Source organism: Pontibacter sp. GD7 (assembly GCF_058216375.1).
Genome location: NZ_JBYZMP010000002.1, coordinates 235,279 through 254,082, shown reverse-complemented (window position 1 = coordinate 254,082; position 18,804 = coordinate 235,279). Strand labels below are relative to the sequence as shown.

The following is an 18,804-nucleotide window of genomic DNA, read 5'->3' as shown; positions in this document are numbered from 1 at the left end:
TGATTATTGCACCTGCCGTTAGCTTTTTTAACCGTAGTTTTGCAGTTCAATCACACCTGTGCCAGACAAAACAGCAGTGTGCACCAGTATGGCACAGGTCTTGTCAACTATAGAACAACACTGAAATAGAGCTAAAAGTGCTTTGTTTCTGTCATTATGGCATTGATCACTATATGAATTATACGTTAAAGAACTTTTTACAGAACCTTTTGCTGAGCAATATATCCGACGAAGACGAAGTAGAGTTGATCCCGATTGTAACGGCCGAAGCAGAAGACGACCTTCCCACTGATACATTACCTGACGAGCTCCCTATCCTGGCGGTGCGTAACACTGTGCTTTTTCCTGGGGTGGTGCTGCCCATTACAGTTAGCCGCAAAAAATCGGTAAAGCTGGTGCGCAAAGCACATAAGGGCGACAAAGTGATCGGTGTTGTTGCCCAGAAGAACTCAAACAGCGATGACCCCACATCGGAAGACCTGTTTGAAGTTGGCACCATGGCCAAGATCCTGAAAATGCTTGTGTTGCCGGATGGTAATACCACCATAATCATACAAGGTCACAGCCGTTTTAAGGTGGATGAGATCACCTCCGAAGACCCTTACTTAACAGCGAAGGTATCGGCTTGTGAAGAAATACCGCTGGATAAGAAAGATAAGAATGTAAAGGCATTGGTGCACTCGCTGAAAGATGCGGCTGGCAAAATGCTGAAGCTGAACCCTGAGATACCGCAGGAGGCGCAGGTGGCACTGGATAACATCGATAACCCTGGCTTCCTGACACATTTCCTGTCGAGTAACCTGAACGTGGAGGTGGCTCAGAAACAAAAGCTGCTGGAGGTAAACGACGGCATGGAGCGTGGCACACAGTTGCTGGAGCTTATGCTGCGCGAAATTCAGTTGCTGGAGCTAAAGCAGGAGATCCACACCAAAGTGCACACAGACCTGGACCAGCAGCAGCGCGACTACTTCCTGCGTCAGCAGATAAAGGTGCTTCAGGACGAGCTGGGGCAGGAGGGGCCTGACCAGGAGATCGAGCGTTTCAGAGAGCGTGCCGCCAAGAAAAAGTGGCCGGAGCCTGTTGCGCAGCACTTCAAGAAAGAGATTGACAAATTGGCCCGTTTAAATCCGCAGGCTGCAGAGTATCCGGTGGCAGTTAACTACCTGGAGTTTTTGCTGGACCTGCCCTGGAACGAGTACACCAAGGATAACTTTAACCTGAAGCGCACCAAAAAAATACTTGACGCAGACCACTATGGCCTGGAAAAAGTAAAGGAGCGTATTCTGGAGTACCTGGCAGTGCTAAAGCTGAAGAACGACATGAAAGCGCCTATACTTTGCCTTTACGGGCCTCCGGGGGTTGGTAAAACATCCCTGGGCAGGTCTATTGCAGAGTCATTGGGCCGTAAGTATGTCAGGATGTCGTTGGGTGGCGTGCGCGACGAGGCTGAGATTCGTGGCCATCGCCGTACCTACGTTGGGGCAATGCCAGGCAAAATCATCAACCAGATCAAAAAAGTTGGCTCATCTAACCCGGTTATTATTCTGGATGAGGTAGATAAGATCGCTTCTGATTTCCGTGGCGACCCTTCTTCGGCCTTGCTGGAGGTGCTGGATCCGGAGCAGAACAGCACGTTCATGGACAACTATCTGGATGTGGAGTACGACCTGTCCAAGGTGCTGTTCATTGCCACTGCCAATTCACTGGATACCATTCAGCCTGCTCTACGTGACCGTATGGAGATCATTGAGCTGACCGGTTATACTTTAGAGGAGAAAACCGAGATTGCCAAACGCCATCTGTTGCCAAAGCAGGTTGCGGAGCACGGCCTTGCAGAGGAAGATGTAAAAGTAACCAAACCGGTTATCCAGAAGATCATTGAGGACTATACCCGTGAGTCGGGGGTGCGTAACCTGGAGCGTAAGATCGGGCAGCTGGTGCGGCATACAGCCAAGTTAAAGGCCATGGAAGAAGAGTATGCCAAGAGCCTGAAGCCAGAGGATGTGGTAAAACGCCTTGGACCGGAAATCTTCGACAAAGAGATTTACCAGGATATTGACACAGCTGGTGTTGTAACGGGTTTGGCCTGGACATCAGTAGGCGGTGATATCCTTTTCATAGAAAGTATACTTAGCAAAGGCAAAGGAAAACTTACCCTGTCCGGGCAGCTGGGAGATGTGATGAAAGAGTCGGCGATGACGGCCATATCCTACTTAAAAGCCCACGCTGAGTTGCTGGATATTGATTACCGCCTGTTCGACCAGTATGACCTGCACATTCACTTCCCGGAGGGAGCTGTGCCGAAAGATGGTCCTTCTGCCGGTATTGCCATCTTTACGTCTATTGCCTCTGTATTTACGCAGCGCAAAGTAAGGGCGCGCCTGGCCATGACCGGCGAGATCACGCTTCGTGGTAAAGTGTTGCCGGTAGGTGGCATTAAAGAAAAGATATTAGCGGCAAAACGTGCCGGCGTTACCGATATCATACTTTGCCAGAAAAATAAAAAGGACATCAACGAGATTCCGGAGCAGTATATCAAAGGCCTTCACATCCATTATGTTGATCGTGTGGACGAGGTGGTTAAAATTGCGCTTCTGAAGGAAAAAGTGAAAAACCCACTGAAACTGGTGGTTACGGAAGAGAAAGTTGTGAATGAGTAGTTATTGATTGTTAAATTGTTGAATGGCTTAAAGTTTTCGGGGATTGTAGAGACGCAATACTTTGCGTCTTTTACACTGAGTAATATCAATCCAACAATCAGCAATTAACAATCAACAATTATTGACTCATTCAAAATTAAGAGCCCATGCTTAAATCCCCTGCTCTTATACTTTGCATCTTGCTGGGCATTGCACTTTCGGTGCAGGCGCAGATAGGGGGGCAGCGTGGGTTTACGTTCCTGGAACTGCCAGCCAGTGCCAAGCAGGCTGCTTTAGGCGGGGTTAACGTGACTGCCGGCGGCCACGATGTGAACATGGTAGCGGCTAACCCGGGATTACTCAACCCTGAGATGGACAACCAGATTAGCCTGAGCTATGTCGGGTACCTGGCGGATATAAGGCAAAGCCACCTAGCCTATGCTTTTAATACAAGCAAGTATGGCCGTTGGGCGGCAACGCTTAACTATATCAATTACGGCAACTTTATACAGCGCGACCCAACAGGTTTGGAGGAAGGCACCTTTAACGTGAATGATTATACGTTAGGTATAACACATGCGCGGCAGGCAGATGCCTTTACGATTGGTGCAACAGCCAAAGTAGCTGTCTCAAGTATGGCCGGTAACAAAGCTGTGGGTTTGCTGGCCGATGCGGGGGTAGCATTCAAGCATCCTGAAAAAGATTTTACTGTCGGCCTGGCTTTTAAGAATGTTGGTTACCAGGTAAAACCCTACGATGACGGCGAACGCCAGCCCATGCCATGGGATGCACAGCTGGGGGTAAGCTACAAGCCAGAGCACATGCCCGTACGATTATCCATAACCGCACACCGCCTTTACCAGTTTGATATAGTATACCTTGACCCCAATGCACCCGGACAGTTGGATGAGAATGGGGATGAAGTGAAAGAAGAAAAAAAGCTTGGAGATAAGATTGCGCGGCACTTTGTGGCCGGGGCTGAGTTTGTCTTCAGCAAAAACTTTAACCTGAGGGCAGGCTATAACCACCTGCGTCGTAAAGAGCTTCGACTGGATAATGGTGGGGGCGGAGCAGGTTTCTCAATGGGAGCCATGCTGCGTGTCAAGCGTTTTGAACTGAACTACAGCAGCGCCTTTTTTCACCCTTCCGGTGCCACGCATTATGTAACGGTTAGCACCAACACCAGTACATTTCTTAAAAGTAAAAGCAATTTATAACGTATAAGCTACGGTATTGACAAAATGCCGCGGCGTACATTACAAAATAAGACTAGCATGTTAGAAAATATCGCTTCACTTACGCCAGCACAGATCGTTGAGGAGCTGGATAAATACATTATTGGCCAGAAGGATGCGAAGCGCAATGTGGCAATCGCCCTGCGTAACCGCTGGCGCCGCATGAACGCTGATAAAAGCATACAAAGCGACATTGTGCCGAACAACATCTTGATGATTGGTGCAACGGGTGTGGGTAAAACAGAAATTGCCCGCCGCCTGGCTAAAATTGCCGATGCGCCCTTTACCAAAGTAGAAGCCTCAAAGTTTACCGAGGTAGGTTACGTGGGCCGTGATGTGGAAAGTATGGTGCGCGACCTGGTAGAGCAGTCTGTGAACCTTGTAAAGCAGAAGAAAAAGGAGGAAGTAAAGCAAAAAGCAGCCGAACTGGTAGAAGACATCATTCTGGACGCACTTATCCCACCCATTCAGGGCAGGAATTCATCACCGGTGAACCTGAGCTCCGACCCGAATGTAATGCCTGAAACGGATTATGAACTGAACGAGCGTACCCGCGAGAAATTCCGTGAGAAGATCAGAAACGGGGAGTTGGAAGACCGCAAGATCGAGATTAGGGTGCAGCACAGCGCCATGCCAGGCGTAGGCGTATTAGGTCCGGGTATGGATGAGGCTTCCATGATGAACATACAGGAGATGATCAGCGGCATGATGCCCAAGAAAACCAAGAAGCGCAAAGTAACCATTGCCGAAGCCCGCAAGATCTTGCTGGAAGAAGAAGCCGCCAAATTGATCGACATGGATGAGGTGAAGGAAGAGGCGATCTTCAAGGCGGAGAACTCAGGCATCATCTTTATCGATGAGATTGACAAGGTAGCCAGTTCCAGTAAAAAAGCCGGTGGCCCTGACGTGAGCCGCGAAGGCGTGCAGCGCGACCTGCTGCCAATTGTGGAGGGCTCTACGGTAAACACAAAGTATGGCATCATCAACACCGACCATATCCTGTTTATTGCGGCTGGTGCATTCCACGTGGCCAAACCATCTGACCTAATTCCGGAGTTACAGGGCCGTTTCCCGATCCGTGTGGAGCTGGACAGCCTGACAAAAGACGACTTCTACCAGATCCTGAAGTTCCCTAAAAATGCACTCACCAAGCAGTATGAGGCACTGTTGGCCTCTGAGGGTGTGGAGCTCACGTTTAACGACGAAGCCCTGGATGAGCTTGCCTCTATCTCTTTTGAAGTAAACTCGGAGGTAGAGAACATCGGAGCAAGACGTCTGCAAACCGTTATGAGCCGCCTGCTAAACGATATACTTTATGATGTGCCGGACAAGATAGGCGCCAACGCGCACATCGTTGTAACCCGCGAAATGGTGCAGGAAAAACTATCCGGCATGGTGAAAAACCGTGACCTGAGCCAGTATATTCTGTAATTATGAATTATGAATTAGGAATTAAGAATTATGAATTACAGGTATAAATCTGGCGCGGAAGTTACTTCCGTGCCAAGGTATAAAAGCGAATCTGTGATTCGCATCACATGCACGCCTGGCACCGGTATCTAACCGGTGACTTAGGGTGTGTGCGAGTCTCCAGACTCGCCTGCTGGGTTTATACTTCAAATCATACTTTAAAGCTGGTGTTTCTGCCAAGGCAGGGGCACCAGCTTTTTCTTTTGGAGGATATTTTATACTTTGTTTAGAGCAGGTAAAGCAGTAACCTTTCTGTTAGCTACATCCGTAACTCATAATTCAGCATTCATAATTCTTCACCCATGAATTACTACATCATCACTGGAGCCAGTAAAGGCATAGGTAAGGCAATAGCCGAGGAACTCTTAAAAGACGATAACAACTATGTGGTAGGCGTATCGCGGACTAACAGCATCAAGCACCCAAACTACCGCTATCAGCCACTTGATTTTTCTGATATCGAAGCTGTAGAGCATAACCTGCAAAAAGTGTTTTTGCCATACAAGGATGCCGATAGATTAGTGCTGATAAACAACGCCGGGGTGCTGGGTGATATTGGTTATGTTGGGGAAGGCATGCCGAATGAGCGCTTTGAGTTTGTGTTTGATGTGAACGTGATCGTGCCGGCCATGCTGATGAATACCTTCCTGGAAACCTACCGCAATACTTCCTGCGAAAAAGTGATCGTGAACATTAGCTCTGGGGCAGGTAAGTATCCCATAGATGGCTGGGCTAGCTATTGTGCCTCTAAGGCAGCGTTGGATATGCTTTCTCAAACCATACAGCAGGAGCAGGATGTGCGTGGCTCAGGTGTAAAGGTGTTTGCGCTATCGCCTGGGGTAGTAGACACAGCCATGCAGGAACACATCCGGGAAAGTGATGCCACATGCTTTAGTAATGTAGAGCGTTTCCGGGAGTATAAAAACAAAGGCGAACTGGCCGCACCGGAAGAGGTCGGTAAAAAAATCGTTGATTTTTTGCACAACACCGACAAGTATAACGATGTGATGGTATCTGTGCGGGATATGTAGCCTATAGGTTTAAAACTTTAAGAGTATAAAAATGAGCCTGACTAAACCAATTAGGCTCATTTTTTTTTACGATAATACCACGTTGCTCCGACCAGGAATAATATGTAACTCAAGTTGCGATTAACCCACCCCTTGAGAGCTAGCGAGCGTAGCTCTCAAGGGTGTGTTTACACCTGCCTGGTTGATCATATAGCACAATTTGAGTTACATATTCTTTAAAAGTAATAGTTGCTTATTTGCCAGACATATGTTAATATAGATTGCACTAAGTGAGCGGATTGGCATTGTTGCAAAACAGTGAAACCACTTGTTAGTAGCGCCGCATAAGTGTAGTCCTCCATGAAAACAAACCATCAAAATTTAAGGGTGCTGCTGGTAGACGACGCCCCAAGTATACTGCTGCCACTTGAGCACCTAATGCATAAAAGCGGTTTTCTGGTAATGACTGCCCAAAGCGGTACGGAAGCCATCGAGACCATTAAAGAAGAGTTGCCCCATGTAGTGGTGCTGGATGTAATGCTTCCGGATATGGATGGCTTTGAAGTGTGCAGGTACATCCGGAGCAAAAGCGGATTAGAGGGCATAAAGGTAATATTCCTAAGTGCCAGGTCTAAAGAGGTGGATGTTGAGAAAGGATATGATGCAGGAGCAGATTTATATGTTGTAAAGCCCTTCTCTCCCGGTTACCTGATCGAAAAGATTATGGAGCTGACCGGTACTTAACATACAGGGTGCAGCAAATGCTTACCTTTTTGCCTTGCCTGCACGTTAGCACAGATGAAAAACTAAACTTCTAACATACCTTAACTTAAAACTATGACAAATTTCCAGGTAAAGACTTTCGAGGAGTACCAGCAGGCCTATAAGCGCAGTGTAGAAGATCCGGAAGGGTTCTGGAGCGATATAGCCGATACCTTTACGTGGCGCAAAAAGTGGGATACCACACTGGAGTGGAACTTCGAAGAGCCCGATATAAAGTGGTTTAAAGGCGGAAAGCTGAACATCACCGAGAATTGCCTGGACCGCCACCTGAAAACCCGTGGCAACAAACTGGCCCTGATCTGGGAGCCCAACGACCCCAAAGAACGCTATATCCGCTATACTTACCGCGAACTGCACGAGAAAGTATGCCAGTTTGCCAATGTGCTGAAAAAGAATGGTGTGCAAAAGGGGGACAGGGTATGCATTTACATGCCCATGATACCCGAACTGGCCTTTGCGGTGCTGGCCTGCGCGCGTGTTGGCGCTATCCACTCTGTTGTTTTTGCCGGTTTCTCGGCCGTAAGTATGGCTGATAGAATAAACGATGCCGGTGCTAAAATGGTGCTTACTTCCGATGGTCTTAACCGCGGTGCAAAGCAGATTCCGGTAAAGCGTGTTGTGGATGAGGCCCTGGAAAGCTGCCCTACCGTAGAAAAAGTAATTGTGGTGGAGCGTTTGGGCTGGGCCGTGAACATGGTGGAGGGACGCGACGTGTGGTACCACGACGAGGTAAAAGACGTGAGCAAAGAGTGCCCCGCCGAAGAAATGGACGCCGAAGACATGCTGTTCATACTTTATACTTCAGGCTCTACGGGCAAGCCCAAAGGGGTGGTGCATACCTGTGGCGGCTACATGGTTTATGCGCAGTACAGTTTCTGCAACGTGTTCCAGTACGAAGAAAGCGATGTATACTGGTGCACGGCTGATATTGGCTGGATAACAGGACATACTTACCTGCTCTATGGGCCACTACTGGCAGGTGCCACCACGCTTATGTTCGAGGGCGTGCCAACCTACCCCGACATGGGCCGCTTCTGGCAAGTATGCGATAAGTTTGGCGTTACCATTTTCTACACAGCCCCAACGGCTATCCGCTCCTTAATGGGCGGCGACATTGACGAGGTGCTCTCCTACAGCCTGGACTCACTGCGTGTGCTGGGTTCTGTTGGCGAACCAATAAACGAGGAGGCCTGGCATTGGTACCACATACACGTAGGCAAAGAACGCTGCCCAGTAGTAGATACCTGGTGGCAGACAGAAACCGGTGGCATCATGATCTCCACATTAGCAAACGTTACACCCATGAAGCCGAGCCATGCTGGCTTGCCGCTGCCAGGTGTACAACCCATACTTTTGGATAGCGAGGGCAATGAGATCAAAGAGAACGGGGTGGAGGGTTACCTGTGCATCAAGCACCCGTGGCCAAGTATGATCCGGACCACTTACGGCGACCACGAACGCTGCCGCCTGAGCTACTTCTCCACTTACAAGAACTTATACTTTACCGGTGATGGTGCAAAGCGTGATGAAAATGGCTTATACCGCATCATTGGCCGCGTTGACGATGTGATCAACGTATCGGGGCACCGCTTTGGCACTGCTGAGATCGAGGAAGCTATCAACCACAACAACCATGTCATTGAGTCGGCGGTGGTAGGTTACCCACATGATGTGAAGGGCCAAGGCATTTACGCTTTCGTAATCTGCAAAGACACGCCAGAAAACCAGGAGAGGCTACGTGCCGAGATCATCGAAACAGTAGTAGAGAAAATCGGTAAGATTGCCAAGCCAGACAAGATTCAGATTGTAAGCGGGCTGCCAAAGACACGCTCCGGCAAGATCATGCGCCGCATCCTGCGTAAAGTGGCCGAAGGCGACGTGACTAATCTAGGCGATACATCTACTTTGCTAGACCCTGCTGTAGTAGACGAGATTGTGGAAGGCTCTTTGAGTAAGGCGAAGGCATGAAAGAATAAAATTCCTGCCACATATAAAGCAGGGCCATTTCTTTTTAGCAAACTAAAAAGTCATGGCGCGAGCGTCCTCGCTCGTGATTGGCTATAGCTGGGCCTTCCCGTGACTGCGCCCGGGACAGGCTGGCCCAGTTGGATTGCAAATCCAACAGTATAAAAAGTCACGGATCACAGATCCGCGCCAGCAAAAGGATAGAGTAAATTAGAAGAAACAAGAGCCCTGCTACGCTTGTCGCAGGGCTTTTATTTTACCTAAACTCTAGCTATACTTTGTAGCCATTATTTAAAGCTGATTTCCTATTTTTGATACCACAATTTAAGCCTACTTGGCAGATTAAAAAGTATAAGTCATAACCCATGAACCCACAGGTAACCGAATACATCGAAAATGCTGGAAAGCAAAAAGAAATAATGGAGGCTATCCGGAAGCTGATACACGAGACAGTACCAGGTGTGGTAGAGGAGTATAAATGGAGCCGACCTATTTTTAAGGCTACAAAAGACTTTGCCTACTTGAAAACGGCTAAAGCCTACGTAACCCTGGGCTTCTTTAAATACGATAAGCTTAACGACCCAAACAACCTGCTGCAAGGCACCGGAAAAGACATGCGCCACATCAAGCTGAAGTCTACCGCAGACATAGACAGTAGCCTGCTAAAAGAATGGTTTGCTGCAGCTTATGTATAACAAATCAGTATTCACCTTAAGTTGAGGTCTTCTAAAGGCCAAGTAGGTGTAAACCCACCCCTAGCCCCTCCTTGAAGGGGTCAGGGGTGGGTAAGTTTCCACCTGACTTATTTAAAAAAGTGCGGCTAGATAAACCACAAACACTAATCTCCTATCTTTGCCCAAGTATAAATTACAAGCCATGATCGACGAAACCCACAACCCCTGGACCACCCTTTCCAGCCGTGATATTTACCAGAACCCCTGGATCAGATTGCGCGAGGATAAAGTGCTTAACCCGAAAGGCGGCGAAGGAATTTACGGTGTGGTGAGCTTTAAGAACAAGGCTATCGGCATCATCCCGATAGACGACGAAGGCTATACTTACCTGGTGGGGCAATACCGCTATGCACTAAACGAGTATAGCTGGGAAATACCAATGGGTGGCGGACTGGTGGAAAACGATATTCTTGAATCTGCCAAACGGGAGCTACAGGAAGAGACAGGCTTTACGGCCGCCAAATGGACCAATATCTGCCGTTTGCATACTTCCAACTCAGTTACCGACGAGGAAGGGTTTGTGTTTTTAGCCCAGGAACTTACAGCCGGCGAAACAGCCTTCGAGGAAACAGAGGAACTGCACATCAAAAAAGTGCCGTTTGCCGAAGCGGTGCGCATGGCGCTGAACAACGAGATAACAGATGCGATCAGTGTGGCTGGTATTCTTAAAGCACATTTTATACTTCAGCAGGAAAAATAAGGGTAGCTCTGGACTATAAAAGGATGGGTAAGGCAAAGCATGGCTTGAGTTTGATCGTTTGCCGGTTTTAAAAAGTAGCTCACCACTCCTGAATTTATACCACCCTACGGCAAGGCACGTTATTGAATTATTATGTAGCCGCGTTGGTTCTTGAAGAGTTGAACACAAAGGGAATATTCTTACATTTGAGTGCATGAAACCGATAATTTACCTCTCGCGCCGTCTGTACACCACCTGGTGCTGCACCTGGTTCATAGTGCCTTTTGTGGTTACCTATCCGTTGCAGGCATTCCTGATCCGGAAAGAGAGTTGGTACAGGCATGTTCATAATATCAACAGGGTATGGTCTACTGTGTTCCTGCGTATGTTCCTGGCCCCTCTTATAGTGGAGTGGCGATTTAGGCTAAACCCAAAAGAGCAGTATATCTTTACGCCAAACCACAGCTCATACCTCGATATCCCGATGATGCTGCATTCCATCCCCGGATTTCTTAACTTTGTGGGCAAAAGCTCGCTTACAAAGGTGCCGCTCTGGGGAAAAGTGTACGAGAAGCTATACATCTCCGTGGACCGTAAAAGCGCTGTAAGTAGTGCCAAGAGTTATATAAAATCGGTGAGATCGCTGGAGCAGGGGCGTAACCTGGTTATTTTTCCGGAGGGTACGATACCGCCAACAGCAGGGGAGAAGCTACTTGCTTTTAAAGATGGTCCGTTTAAACTGGCCATTGAGAAACAGCTGCCGATAGTGCCGGTAACCATGCCTTACAACCAACATTTTCTGCCCGACCTGGATGGGAAATTAAAGGTGAGGTGGCATCCGCTTAAGGTCATTTTCCACGAGCCGATCGAAACCAAAGGCATGACGCTGGCAGATTTGCCGCTGCTAAAAGAGCGGGTTTTTAATATTATTCAAACAGAAGTAACGAAACATATAAAGACAGATGTCAACAGATATTCAGACTATCAGGAAATTAGCGCACTTAGCAAGGCTTGAGTTTAACGAGGAAAAAGAGCAGGAGGTATTGCAGGACCTTAACAAGATCCTGAACTGGGTAGACCAGCTGCGTGAACTGGACACAGAGAATGTAGAGCCGCTTACGCATATGTCTGAAGAGTTGAACGTGCTGCGCGAAGATGTGGCACAGAATACCATCACACACGAACAGGCGTTACTGAATGCCCCTAAAAAAGACTCGGATTATTTCAGGGTACCAAAAGTGCTTGAATAACCAACAGGCATAAGTATAAAGACGAAACTTGGGAGCCGGGTTTTGCCTGTGCAAATGCAGGCAGCGGACCGCGAAAGTATAAAGTCTTATGCCTTATGTCTTGATACTTGTGTCTAGAAAAGTATGAGCAAAATCAAATTCTGGAAAGGCTGGGATACTGACACCAAGTATCCCTATCTTTTTTTATTGACCTTGTGCCTGCTGGCACTTGCACTGGGCGGGTTCTACTACTTCGCCGGCGAAGACTATGTGTATGGCTGGGACAAGGTAACCGACCTGCAGGTAGTGCCTGTGCCGATAAACGAGGTAACGCGCCTGCTGGAGGATTTTACACTTACGGCAGACGGCTATCTGCTCTTTGAGCAGTACGATGTAACGCTCCCGGTTATTAACACAACGGCGGCCACTTTATTCATTGGCATTATTGCCATCTGCATTGCCTTTTATGCCGCAGCCATCAGTACCATGCGCCGTATTCCATACTTTGTGGGCATGCTGCTGCTTATGCTGTTCCTGGCAAGCTTCAACTTCGATCTGTTAAGCATATTTGGTTCGGGTGCCAGCCAGACAGCCCTGCTGATAAGTATTGTATTCCTGGCGCTGGGCAGCTACGCATTCCAGGCTTTCTTTCCGCAAACAATGTTCTCGCTGCGTTTGCTGGCCATGTTCGGGATTGTGGCATTGCTGGGCGTGCTGTTCTATACAGAGGCTGAGTTTTCTGCTGAACTGGTTACATTGCACTTGGTAAACTACAGCAGTATTGGTACCCTTATCATTGCGCTCTTGTTCATGGTGTGGGTTTCTGCTGAAAACATACATGCATTGCTCTGGGTAAACACGCAGGCCAAAACACCTGAGCGCCGCTTTAGTGTGTGGCAGTTTGTGCTGGTGGCAGGCTTATACCTGATCAACCTGGTGCTGCTATATTTGCGCCACATTGGCTATCTGCACGCAGATTTACTGTACATCAACGCCTACGTTATCCTGATCTTGTCGGCAATATCGGGTTTCTGGGGTATGCGCCAGCGGGAGGTTATCTACAAAAAGCTTTTCCCCTTCAGGCCAACCGGTGCAGTGCTGTACCTGGTTTTTGCCACTTTGGCTTTGGCAAGTATAGGCTACGCCTTCGCCACCGCCAACGACACCTACACTGCCCTGTACCGCGACCTGGTCATGTACACGCATCTTGCTTTTGGCTTTGCGTTCTTTATTTACATCATGATAAACTTTGGCAGGCTAATAGAAAAGAGGCTGCCGGTTTACAAGGTCGTGTATGAGCCAAAAAGCTTTTCGCTGCTCTCCATGTTGATCATGGGAGTTATCATCTGTGCCATACTTGTGGTGCGCACCCAGTACCGTTCTTACATGTATGCCAAGGCAGGCTATTACAGTTACCTCGGAGATCTATACTTTGCCTCTGGCAACGACATTCTGGCAGAGCGTTTCTACCAGGAAAGCGATGTGTACGATGTGAACAACGTGAAGGCTAACTATGGCCTTGCTGCCTTGTACCGCAAAACAAACCAGCGCAATAACGAGATACTTCGCCTGAAAGATGCCCTCAGTAAACGGCCAAACCCAAAACTGTATGTGCGCCTGGCTAACCTCTACGACGACAAGCAATATTTTTTTGAAAAGCTGTACGTGCTGCAGGAGGGAGTAAAAGCTTTTCCGGAGAGTGCTGAGCTTTACAATAACCTGGCCCTGATGTATGCCCAAACCAGTGTGCAGGACAGCACGGAATATTACTTTAACCTGGCGCAGGAGCATACTTCAGACAAAGACTTTATCTACAGCAACAGGCTGGCATACTATACCCGCCAGGCCATGCTGGAACCAGCCCGCGACCTGCTGGATAAATCCATCAAAGGAAAGTATGTAACGCTGCGCAGCAATGCTGCAGTGCTAAGACAGTTGTTAGGCCTTGACCCTCGGGACAAAGAAGCCTATGCCCCCGATTCGCTGGAAAGCGTGGAGGACATGACACTGTTTTACAACCAGACCATCAGCAGGCTTCATGCCGGTGACACTGCCCGGTTAGAACCCATAAACCGCTACCTTTCCTCTCCGGGCAACCAATTGTTCTTCGAGGACCTGTTGTACCTGAAAGGCCTTGTGCACCACTACAATGGCCGGCCACGGGAAGGCAGGAGACTGGTAGAGAGTCTGGCGTTGCAGGCAGAGGCCAAGAGCGGTTACTACAACTATGCTATTGGCGTCTGGATGCTGGAAGAACGCAACTACAAGGCGGCAGCGGCATACTTTAGAAACGCCAAGGACCAGGGTTACCCTTATGCTTACCTGGCACACGGCTATGCGCTGGCACTCGCAAACCAACCACAGCAGGCTGTGGAGGCGCTGCAAGAGGTAGGTTTTACAGAGAACCAGGACATGATTGCAGTTGCCCAGGACCTGAAAGCTGTGCTGCAGCAGGACGTCCAGCGGATTGTGGCAGAGTCGCCGGATAAAGACAAGGTGCAGCTTCTGGTTACTTTTCTGCCGCAGTTAAGCCCAGCCGAGGTAAATACACTGGTACAGGCGGTGCAGGATAAGGACATGAAACGCCGTGCCCTCATTGCCAGAGTGGACTACCTGATGGGTAAGAAGCGCTGGAAAGAAGCCTATGATGCCATTCAGGATGCCTCCTCTAAGCTGCAGCCGGAAGGTGAGCTGCGGTCGAGGCTGAATCTGCAACAGCTGCGGCTTTGGTTACAAACTGGTAAGTATGATATGCTATTGTCTAAGATGGACAAACTTTACCTCACAGACCGCGACAAGCGCCAGCATTTATACTTTAAGGCTAGGGTAGCAGAGGCTAAAGGGCGTAATGAAGAGGCTGCGGCCAAGTATGGGCAGGCCCTTAAAATGCTGCTCTACGATGAAGAAGTGGTGTTGGCAGCAGCAAACTTCTATAATAAGTATGAGCCTAAAACAGAGAAAGCCTACAATGTGCTGCTGAGCGGTATCACCTATAACCCGTATGCTGTGGAGCTTTATAAAGCCTATGCCCTGGAAAGTATAGACCAGGGGTTGTACAGCTATGCAGAGCAGGCAAAGGAGGCGCTGCAAGGCTTGCTTCCTGCATCAGAATATAGTACATTTATACAGAAATTAGACGAAAAGCGCCAGCAGGCAGAAGCAAGGGCCGACGAATGGCAACTATAAGATTAGCTATATGGGTGTTATTATAGAAACGCACGATATTTCCAAGGTGTACAGAATGGGTGCCGAAACCATCCATGCCCTTAAGTCTGTGTCTATCAAGATAAACAAAGGCGAATATGTTGCGTTTATGGGGCCTTCCGGTTCTGGTAAATCCACGCTCATGAACATTATCGGCTGCCTGGATACGCCAACCGGTGGGCAGTACATCCTTAACGGACAGGACGTAAGCAACATGACCGATAATGAACTGGCTGAAGTGCGTAACAAGGAGATCGGCTTCGTGTTCCAGACATTTAACCTGTTGCCGCGCCAGTCTTCTCTGGAGAACGTGGCCCTGCCACTGATCTATGCCGGCTACAGCAAAAGTCAGCGCGAAGAAAAGGCGCAGCAGGCACTGGAAAGCGTAGGCCTGGGAAACCGTGGCAAGCACAAGCCCAATGAGCTGTCGGGTGGTCAGCGTCAGCGTGTGGCTATTGCACGCGCTTTGATCAACGACCCAAGTATTATACTTGCCGATGAGCCAACCGGTAACCTCGATACCAAAACATCTTACGAGATCATGGAACTGTTCGAGAACCTGCACTCCAAAGGCAATACCATCATCATGGTTACTCACGAAGAGGATATTGCCCGTTATGCACACCGCATCGTGCGTCTGCGCGATGGTCTGGTAGAATCGGATGTGCTGAACGATAACATTGTAACTGCCGCAAAGCTTCAGGCTGAACACTCAAGTTAAATGAAGATATACACTAAAACAGGCGACAAGGGTACTACTGCACTCATTGGCGGCACCCGTGTGTCTAAAGCAGATTTGCGCATAGAGGCCTATGGCACCGTGGATGAGCTGAACTCTTATATTGGCCTGGTGCGTGACCAGGAAGTGAACCATAGCCGCCTGGATATCCTTAAAGAAATACAGGACAGACTTTTTACTATTGGTGCGTTGCTGGCAACAGACCCCGATAAGTCCAGAATGAAAACCCCGGACCTGCACGAGGAAGACATTGCGCTGCTGGAGCAGGAAATTGACAAGTATACGGCCGAGGTACCGCCTTTACGGGCCTTTGTGCTGCCTGGGGGGCACCAGTCGGTGTCGTTCTGCCATGTGGCCCGTTGCGTTTGCCGTCGTGCGGAAAGGCTTGCCATTAGCCTGCAGGAGGTGGCGGAAGTGGATAACCTCATCATAAAATATTTGAACAGATTATCTGACTACCTGTTTGCCCTATGTCGTAAAATGACGCAGGAGCTCAATGCAGAAGAAATAACCTGGAAACCCCGCGTCTGACATTCCATGAAAGAATCAAATAAATCTACTATGTCATTAGACCTATTATCGATACCAGCCGAGTGCGTAACTAACTCCCGCATTTCGGAACTGGACTACAATAACATTGAGTTCGGAAAGATCTTTTCAGACCATATGCTGGTGGCTGATTACAAAGACGGAGCCTGGCAAACGCCGCAGATCATGCCGTATGGCAACATGTCGCTGAGCCCGGCCACCTCCGCGTTGCACTATGGGCAGTCTATCTTTGAGGGAATGAAAGCCTATAAGGCCGCTGATGGCGATATTCTCCTTTTCAGGCCATTGGATAACTTCAGGCGCCTGAACATCTCTGCTGAACGCATGTGCATGCCAGAGTTGCCAGAGGATATCTTTATGCAAGGGCTTGAGCAGCTACTGCGTCTCGATGCCGCCTGGGTGCCACCTACTGCTGGCTGTGCGCTTTATATCCGTCCGTTTATGTTTGCTACCGACGATTTCATCGGGGTTAGGCCATCCTCTAACTACAGGTTCACCATCTTCTCGTGCCCGGTGGGTGCATACTATGGTCAGCCATTAAAAGTAGCCGTCGAGCCGCATTATGTGCGTTCTGCCGAGGGTGGCGCTGGCTATGCAAAAGCAGCCGGCAATTATGGCGCAGCATTGCTGCCAGCACGCAAAATGCAGGAAAAAGGCTATCACCAACTTATCTGGACCGATGCTAAAGAGCACAAGTATATCGAGGAGTCTGGCACCATGAACCTGATGTTCGTGATTGATGGCAAACTGGTGACCCCTGCCGTGAGCACAACTATTCTGAGTGGCATTACCCGAGACAGCGTGTTGCAGTTGGCCCGTGACTTTGGCTATACCGTGGAAGAGCGCAGGGTGTCTGTGGATGAGCTGGTGGAGGCGCACAAAGCCGGCAAATTACAGGAGGCTTTCGGTACCGGCACTGCCGCTACTATTGCCCAGATCGCCACAATCCACTACAGTGGCCAGGACATGGACCTGCCGGCAGTGGAAGGACGTGAAGTGTCTAACAGGATTTCTGAAGAACTCGATAAGATCAAAACCGGCCAGGCGCCTGACCCGCATAATTGGGTGTACCGCATCAGCCTGTAAAGTATAAAGTATAGATTAAAATGCTGAAGTATGACAATGAGCTTATACTTCAGCATTTTGCTGTTTAAAATAAAGTATAACCGCATAGCTAATGACAACCGAGCAAATAAAAGAGTTGAAGGCCAGAGTAGAGGCCTTGAGGAGGTACCTTTGACTACGATGCCAAGAAAAAGCAGGTAGAAGAAACCGAGGCACGCACAACTGCCCCAAACTTCTGGGATGACCCCAAGGAGGCAGAGAAAGTGCTGAAAGAGGTGAAGGCCATAAAAGTATGGACAGACCACTACGATGAAGTGGAGAAAGCCGTGTCAGACTTCGATGTGCTGTTCGATTTCTATAAAGAAGGGGACGTATCTGAAGAGGATATCCAGAAAGAGTATAAGCAGGCAGTAGAGGCAGTTGAAGGGCTGGAGTTTAAACGCATGCTAAGCGGAGAGGAAGACCAGCTGAGTGCCATATTGGAAATAAACCCCGGTGCGGGCGGTACCGAAAGCCAGGACTGGGCGGAGATGCTTATGCGCATGTACATCATGTGGGCCGAATCGCATAACTTTGGTGTAAAGCAAATAAACTATAATGCTGGCGAAGGCGCCGGCATAAAGTCAGCCACATTGGAGATAACCGGCGATTTTGCTTACGGTTATCTGAAATCAGAGATCGGGGTACACCGCTTGGTGCGTATTTCTCCATTCGATTCCGGTGGTCGCCGCCATACTTCCTTTGCATCTGTTTTTGCCTACCCGGTCGTGGACGATACCATCAACATTGAAGTGAACCCCAGCGATATCGAGTGGGACACATTCAGGTCGGGTGGTGCCGGTGGGCAGAACGTGAACAAAGTAGAAACGGCTGTTCGCCTGAAGCACAAGCCAACCGGAATCGTTATCGAGTGCCAGATTGAACGCTCGCAACTCATGAACAAAGAGCATGCGATCCGGATGCTGAAGTCCCGTCTTTACCAGATCGAAATGGAAAAGCGCAACGAAGAACGCGACAGGATTGAAAGCACCAAAAAACGCATTGATTTTGGCTCGCAAATACGAAACTATGTGCTGCACCCCTATAAGCTAGTGAAAGACATACGCACAGGCGTTGAGCGATCTGATGTACAAAATGTGCTGGATGGTGATCTGGATGAGTATATTAAAGCTTACTTGATGCAGGCGTAAGTATAAATAAAGCCAACTATAGAATAGCAGGCTCCCTTTCTTTAAAGGGAGCCTGTTGTGTTTATAGCATTCCTTTATTGATAATAAGAAATAGTTTTTAAATTCTTAATAAAGAGCCTGTTTAGAGTTTATTAAAATCCATACTGCCTGCCCTTGCTGCATGTTCTCACCAGCAAGTATAATAGCCAGTGCCTTATAATTGTTGGTGAAAAACTCCAACAATGGCGGGTTCGATTTCTTTTAGCCAATACCCTAAACAGCTTCAACATTAAGATACATATTGAAAAAATAATGACAAAAAAACCGTTTCAAT

General features: G+C 48.6%; 15 protein-coding genes. All 15 read left to right on the top strand.

Going from position 1 to position 18,804, the window contains the following annotated elements:
* Positions 1 to 173: 173 nt before the first annotated feature.
* Positions 174 to 2,660: an endopeptidase La gene (gene lon, locus AC4BAP_RS04125; RefSeq protein WP_490581356.1), complete on the top strand. Its 2,487-nt coding sequence runs from the start codon at positions 174 to 176 to the stop codon at positions 2,658 to 2,660.
* 146 nt (positions 2,661 to 2,806) lie between these two features.
* Positions 2,807 to 3,856, top strand: a complete 1,050-nt coding sequence (gene porQ / locus AC4BAP_RS04120) for a type IX secretion system protein PorQ (RefSeq protein WP_490581355.1) — start codon at positions 2,807 to 2,809, stop codon at positions 3,854 to 3,856.
* A 57-nt stretch (positions 3,857 to 3,913) separates the two neighbouring features.
* Positions 3,914 to 5,305, top strand: a complete 1,392-nt coding sequence (hslU, locus tag AC4BAP_RS04115; protein ID WP_490581354.1) for an ATP-dependent protease ATPase subunit HslU — start codon at positions 3,914 to 3,916, stop codon at positions 5,303 to 5,305.
* 341 nt (positions 5,306 to 5,646) lie between these two features.
* The gene (locus AC4BAP_RS04110; protein WP_490581353.1) at positions 5,647 to 6,375 is read left to right on the top strand and encodes an SDR family NAD(P)-dependent oxidoreductase; all 729 of its coding nucleotides are present in this window, start codon (positions 5,647 to 5,649) and stop codon (positions 6,373 to 6,375) included.
* A gap of 339 nt (positions 6,376 to 6,714) precedes the next feature.
* Complete coding sequence (locus AC4BAP_RS04105) at positions 6,715 to 7,098, top strand: response regulator transcription factor (protein ID WP_490581352.1); 384 nt, start codon at positions 6,715 to 6,717, stop codon at positions 7,096 to 7,098.
* Positions 7,099 to 7,191: 93 nt separating this feature from the next.
* Positions 7,192 to 9,105 (top strand): acetate--CoA ligase, encoded by a 1,914-nt coding sequence (gene acs / locus AC4BAP_RS04100; protein WP_490581351.1) that lies wholly within the window; start codon positions 7,192 to 7,194, stop codon positions 9,103 to 9,105.
* 362 nt (positions 9,106 to 9,467) lie between these two features.
* A complete protein-coding gene (locus AC4BAP_RS04095) occupies positions 9,468 to 9,797 on the top strand; it encodes a DUF1801 domain-containing protein (protein ID WP_490581350.1) in 330 nt (109 codons plus the stop codon).
* A 181-nt stretch (positions 9,798 to 9,978) separates the two neighbouring features.
* Entirely contained in the window at positions 9,979 to 10,536 is a 558-nt protein-coding gene (locus AC4BAP_RS04090) for an NUDIX domain-containing protein (protein ID WP_490581349.1), read from the top strand.
* 193 nt (positions 10,537 to 10,729) lie between these two features.
* Entirely contained in the window at positions 10,730 to 11,530 is an 801-nt protein-coding gene (locus AC4BAP_RS04085) for a lysophospholipid acyltransferase family protein (RefSeq protein WP_490581348.1), read from the top strand.
* Positions 11,478 to 11,765, top strand: coding sequence for an Asp-tRNA(Asn)/Glu-tRNA(Gln) amidotransferase subunit GatC (gene gatC / locus AC4BAP_RS04080; RefSeq protein WP_490581347.1), 288 nt, complete (start codon positions 11,478 to 11,480; stop codon positions 11,763 to 11,765). Before AC4BAP_RS04085 ends, gatC begins: the two co-directional genes overlap by 53 nt.
* Positions 11,766 to 11,888: 123 nt before the next feature.
* Positions 11,889 to 14,930 (top strand): tetratricopeptide repeat protein, encoded by a 3,042-nt coding sequence (locus tag AC4BAP_RS04075; protein ID WP_490581346.1) that lies wholly within the window; start codon positions 11,889 to 11,891, stop codon positions 14,928 to 14,930.
* A 10-nt stretch (positions 14,931 to 14,940) separates the two neighbouring features.
* Positions 14,941 to 15,669 carry an ABC transporter ATP-binding protein gene (locus AC4BAP_RS04070; RefSeq protein ID WP_490581345.1) on the top strand — a complete coding sequence of 243 codons (729 nt, stop codon included), beginning with the start codon at positions 14,941 to 14,943 and terminating at the stop codon, positions 15,667 to 15,669.
* On the top strand, positions 15,670 to 16,218 hold the full coding sequence (locus AC4BAP_RS04065) for a cob(I)yrinic acid a,c-diamide adenosyltransferase (RefSeq protein ID WP_490581344.1): 549 nt from the start codon (positions 15,670 to 15,672) through the stop codon (positions 16,216 to 16,218).
* A gap of 30 nt (positions 16,219 to 16,248) precedes the next feature.
* A complete protein-coding gene (locus tag AC4BAP_RS04060; RefSeq protein ID WP_490581343.1) occupies positions 16,249 to 17,322 on the top strand; it encodes a branched-chain amino acid aminotransferase in 1,074 nt (357 codons plus the stop codon).
* Positions 17,323 to 17,413: 91 nt separating this feature from the next.
* A protein-coding gene (prfB, locus tag AC4BAP_RS04055; protein ID WP_490581342.1) for a peptide chain release factor 2 occupies positions 17,414 to 18,491 on the top strand; the annotation gives its coding sequence in 2 pieces (ribosomal slippage) (positions 17,414 to 17,473 and positions 17,475 to 18,491; 1,077 coding nt in all).
* Positions 18,492 to 18,804 lie beyond the last annotated feature (313 nt).

What these genes read in the sequence shown, in the direction of transcription:
- lon (WP_490581356.1), top strand. Translation starts at nt 174, where the DNA reads ATGAATTATACGTTAAAGAACTTTTTACAGAACCTTTTGCTGAGCAAT.
- porQ (WP_490581355.1), top strand. Translation starts at nt 2,807, where the DNA reads ATGCTTAAATCCCCTGCTCTTATACTTTGCATCTTGCTGGGCATTGCA.
- hslU (WP_490581354.1), top strand. Translation starts at nt 3,914, where the DNA reads ATGTTAGAAAATATCGCTTCACTTACGCCAGCACAGATCGTTGAGGAG.
- AC4BAP_RS04110 (WP_490581353.1), top strand. Translation starts at nt 5,647, where the DNA reads ATGAATTACTACATCATCACTGGAGCCAGTAAAGGCATAGGTAAGGCA.
- AC4BAP_RS04105 (WP_490581352.1), top strand. Translation starts at nt 6,715, where the DNA reads ATGAAAACAAACCATCAAAATTTAAGGGTGCTGCTGGTAGACGACGCC.
- acs (WP_490581351.1), top strand. Translation starts at nt 7,192, where the DNA reads ATGACAAATTTCCAGGTAAAGACTTTCGAGGAGTACCAGCAGGCCTAT.
- AC4BAP_RS04095 (WP_490581350.1), top strand. Translation starts at nt 9,468, where the DNA reads ATGAACCCACAGGTAACCGAATACATCGAAAATGCTGGAAAGCAAAAA.
- AC4BAP_RS04090 (WP_490581349.1), top strand. Translation starts at nt 9,979, where the DNA reads ATGATCGACGAAACCCACAACCCCTGGACCACCCTTTCCAGCCGTGAT.
- AC4BAP_RS04085 (WP_490581348.1), top strand. Translation starts at nt 10,730, where the DNA reads ATGAAACCGATAATTTACCTCTCGCGCCGTCTGTACACCACCTGGTGC.
- gatC (WP_490581347.1), top strand. Translation starts at nt 11,478, where the DNA reads ATGTCAACAGATATTCAGACTATCAGGAAATTAGCGCACTTAGCAAGG.
- AC4BAP_RS04075 (WP_490581346.1), top strand. Translation starts at nt 11,889, where the DNA reads ATGAGCAAAATCAAATTCTGGAAAGGCTGGGATACTGACACCAAGTAT.
- AC4BAP_RS04070 (WP_490581345.1), top strand. Translation starts at nt 14,941, where the DNA reads ATGGGTGTTATTATAGAAACGCACGATATTTCCAAGGTGTACAGAATG.
- AC4BAP_RS04065 (WP_490581344.1), top strand. Translation starts at nt 15,670, where the DNA reads ATGAAGATATACACTAAAACAGGCGACAAGGGTACTACTGCACTCATT.
- AC4BAP_RS04060 (WP_490581343.1), top strand. Translation starts at nt 16,249, where the DNA reads ATGTCATTAGACCTATTATCGATACCAGCCGAGTGCGTAACTAACTCC.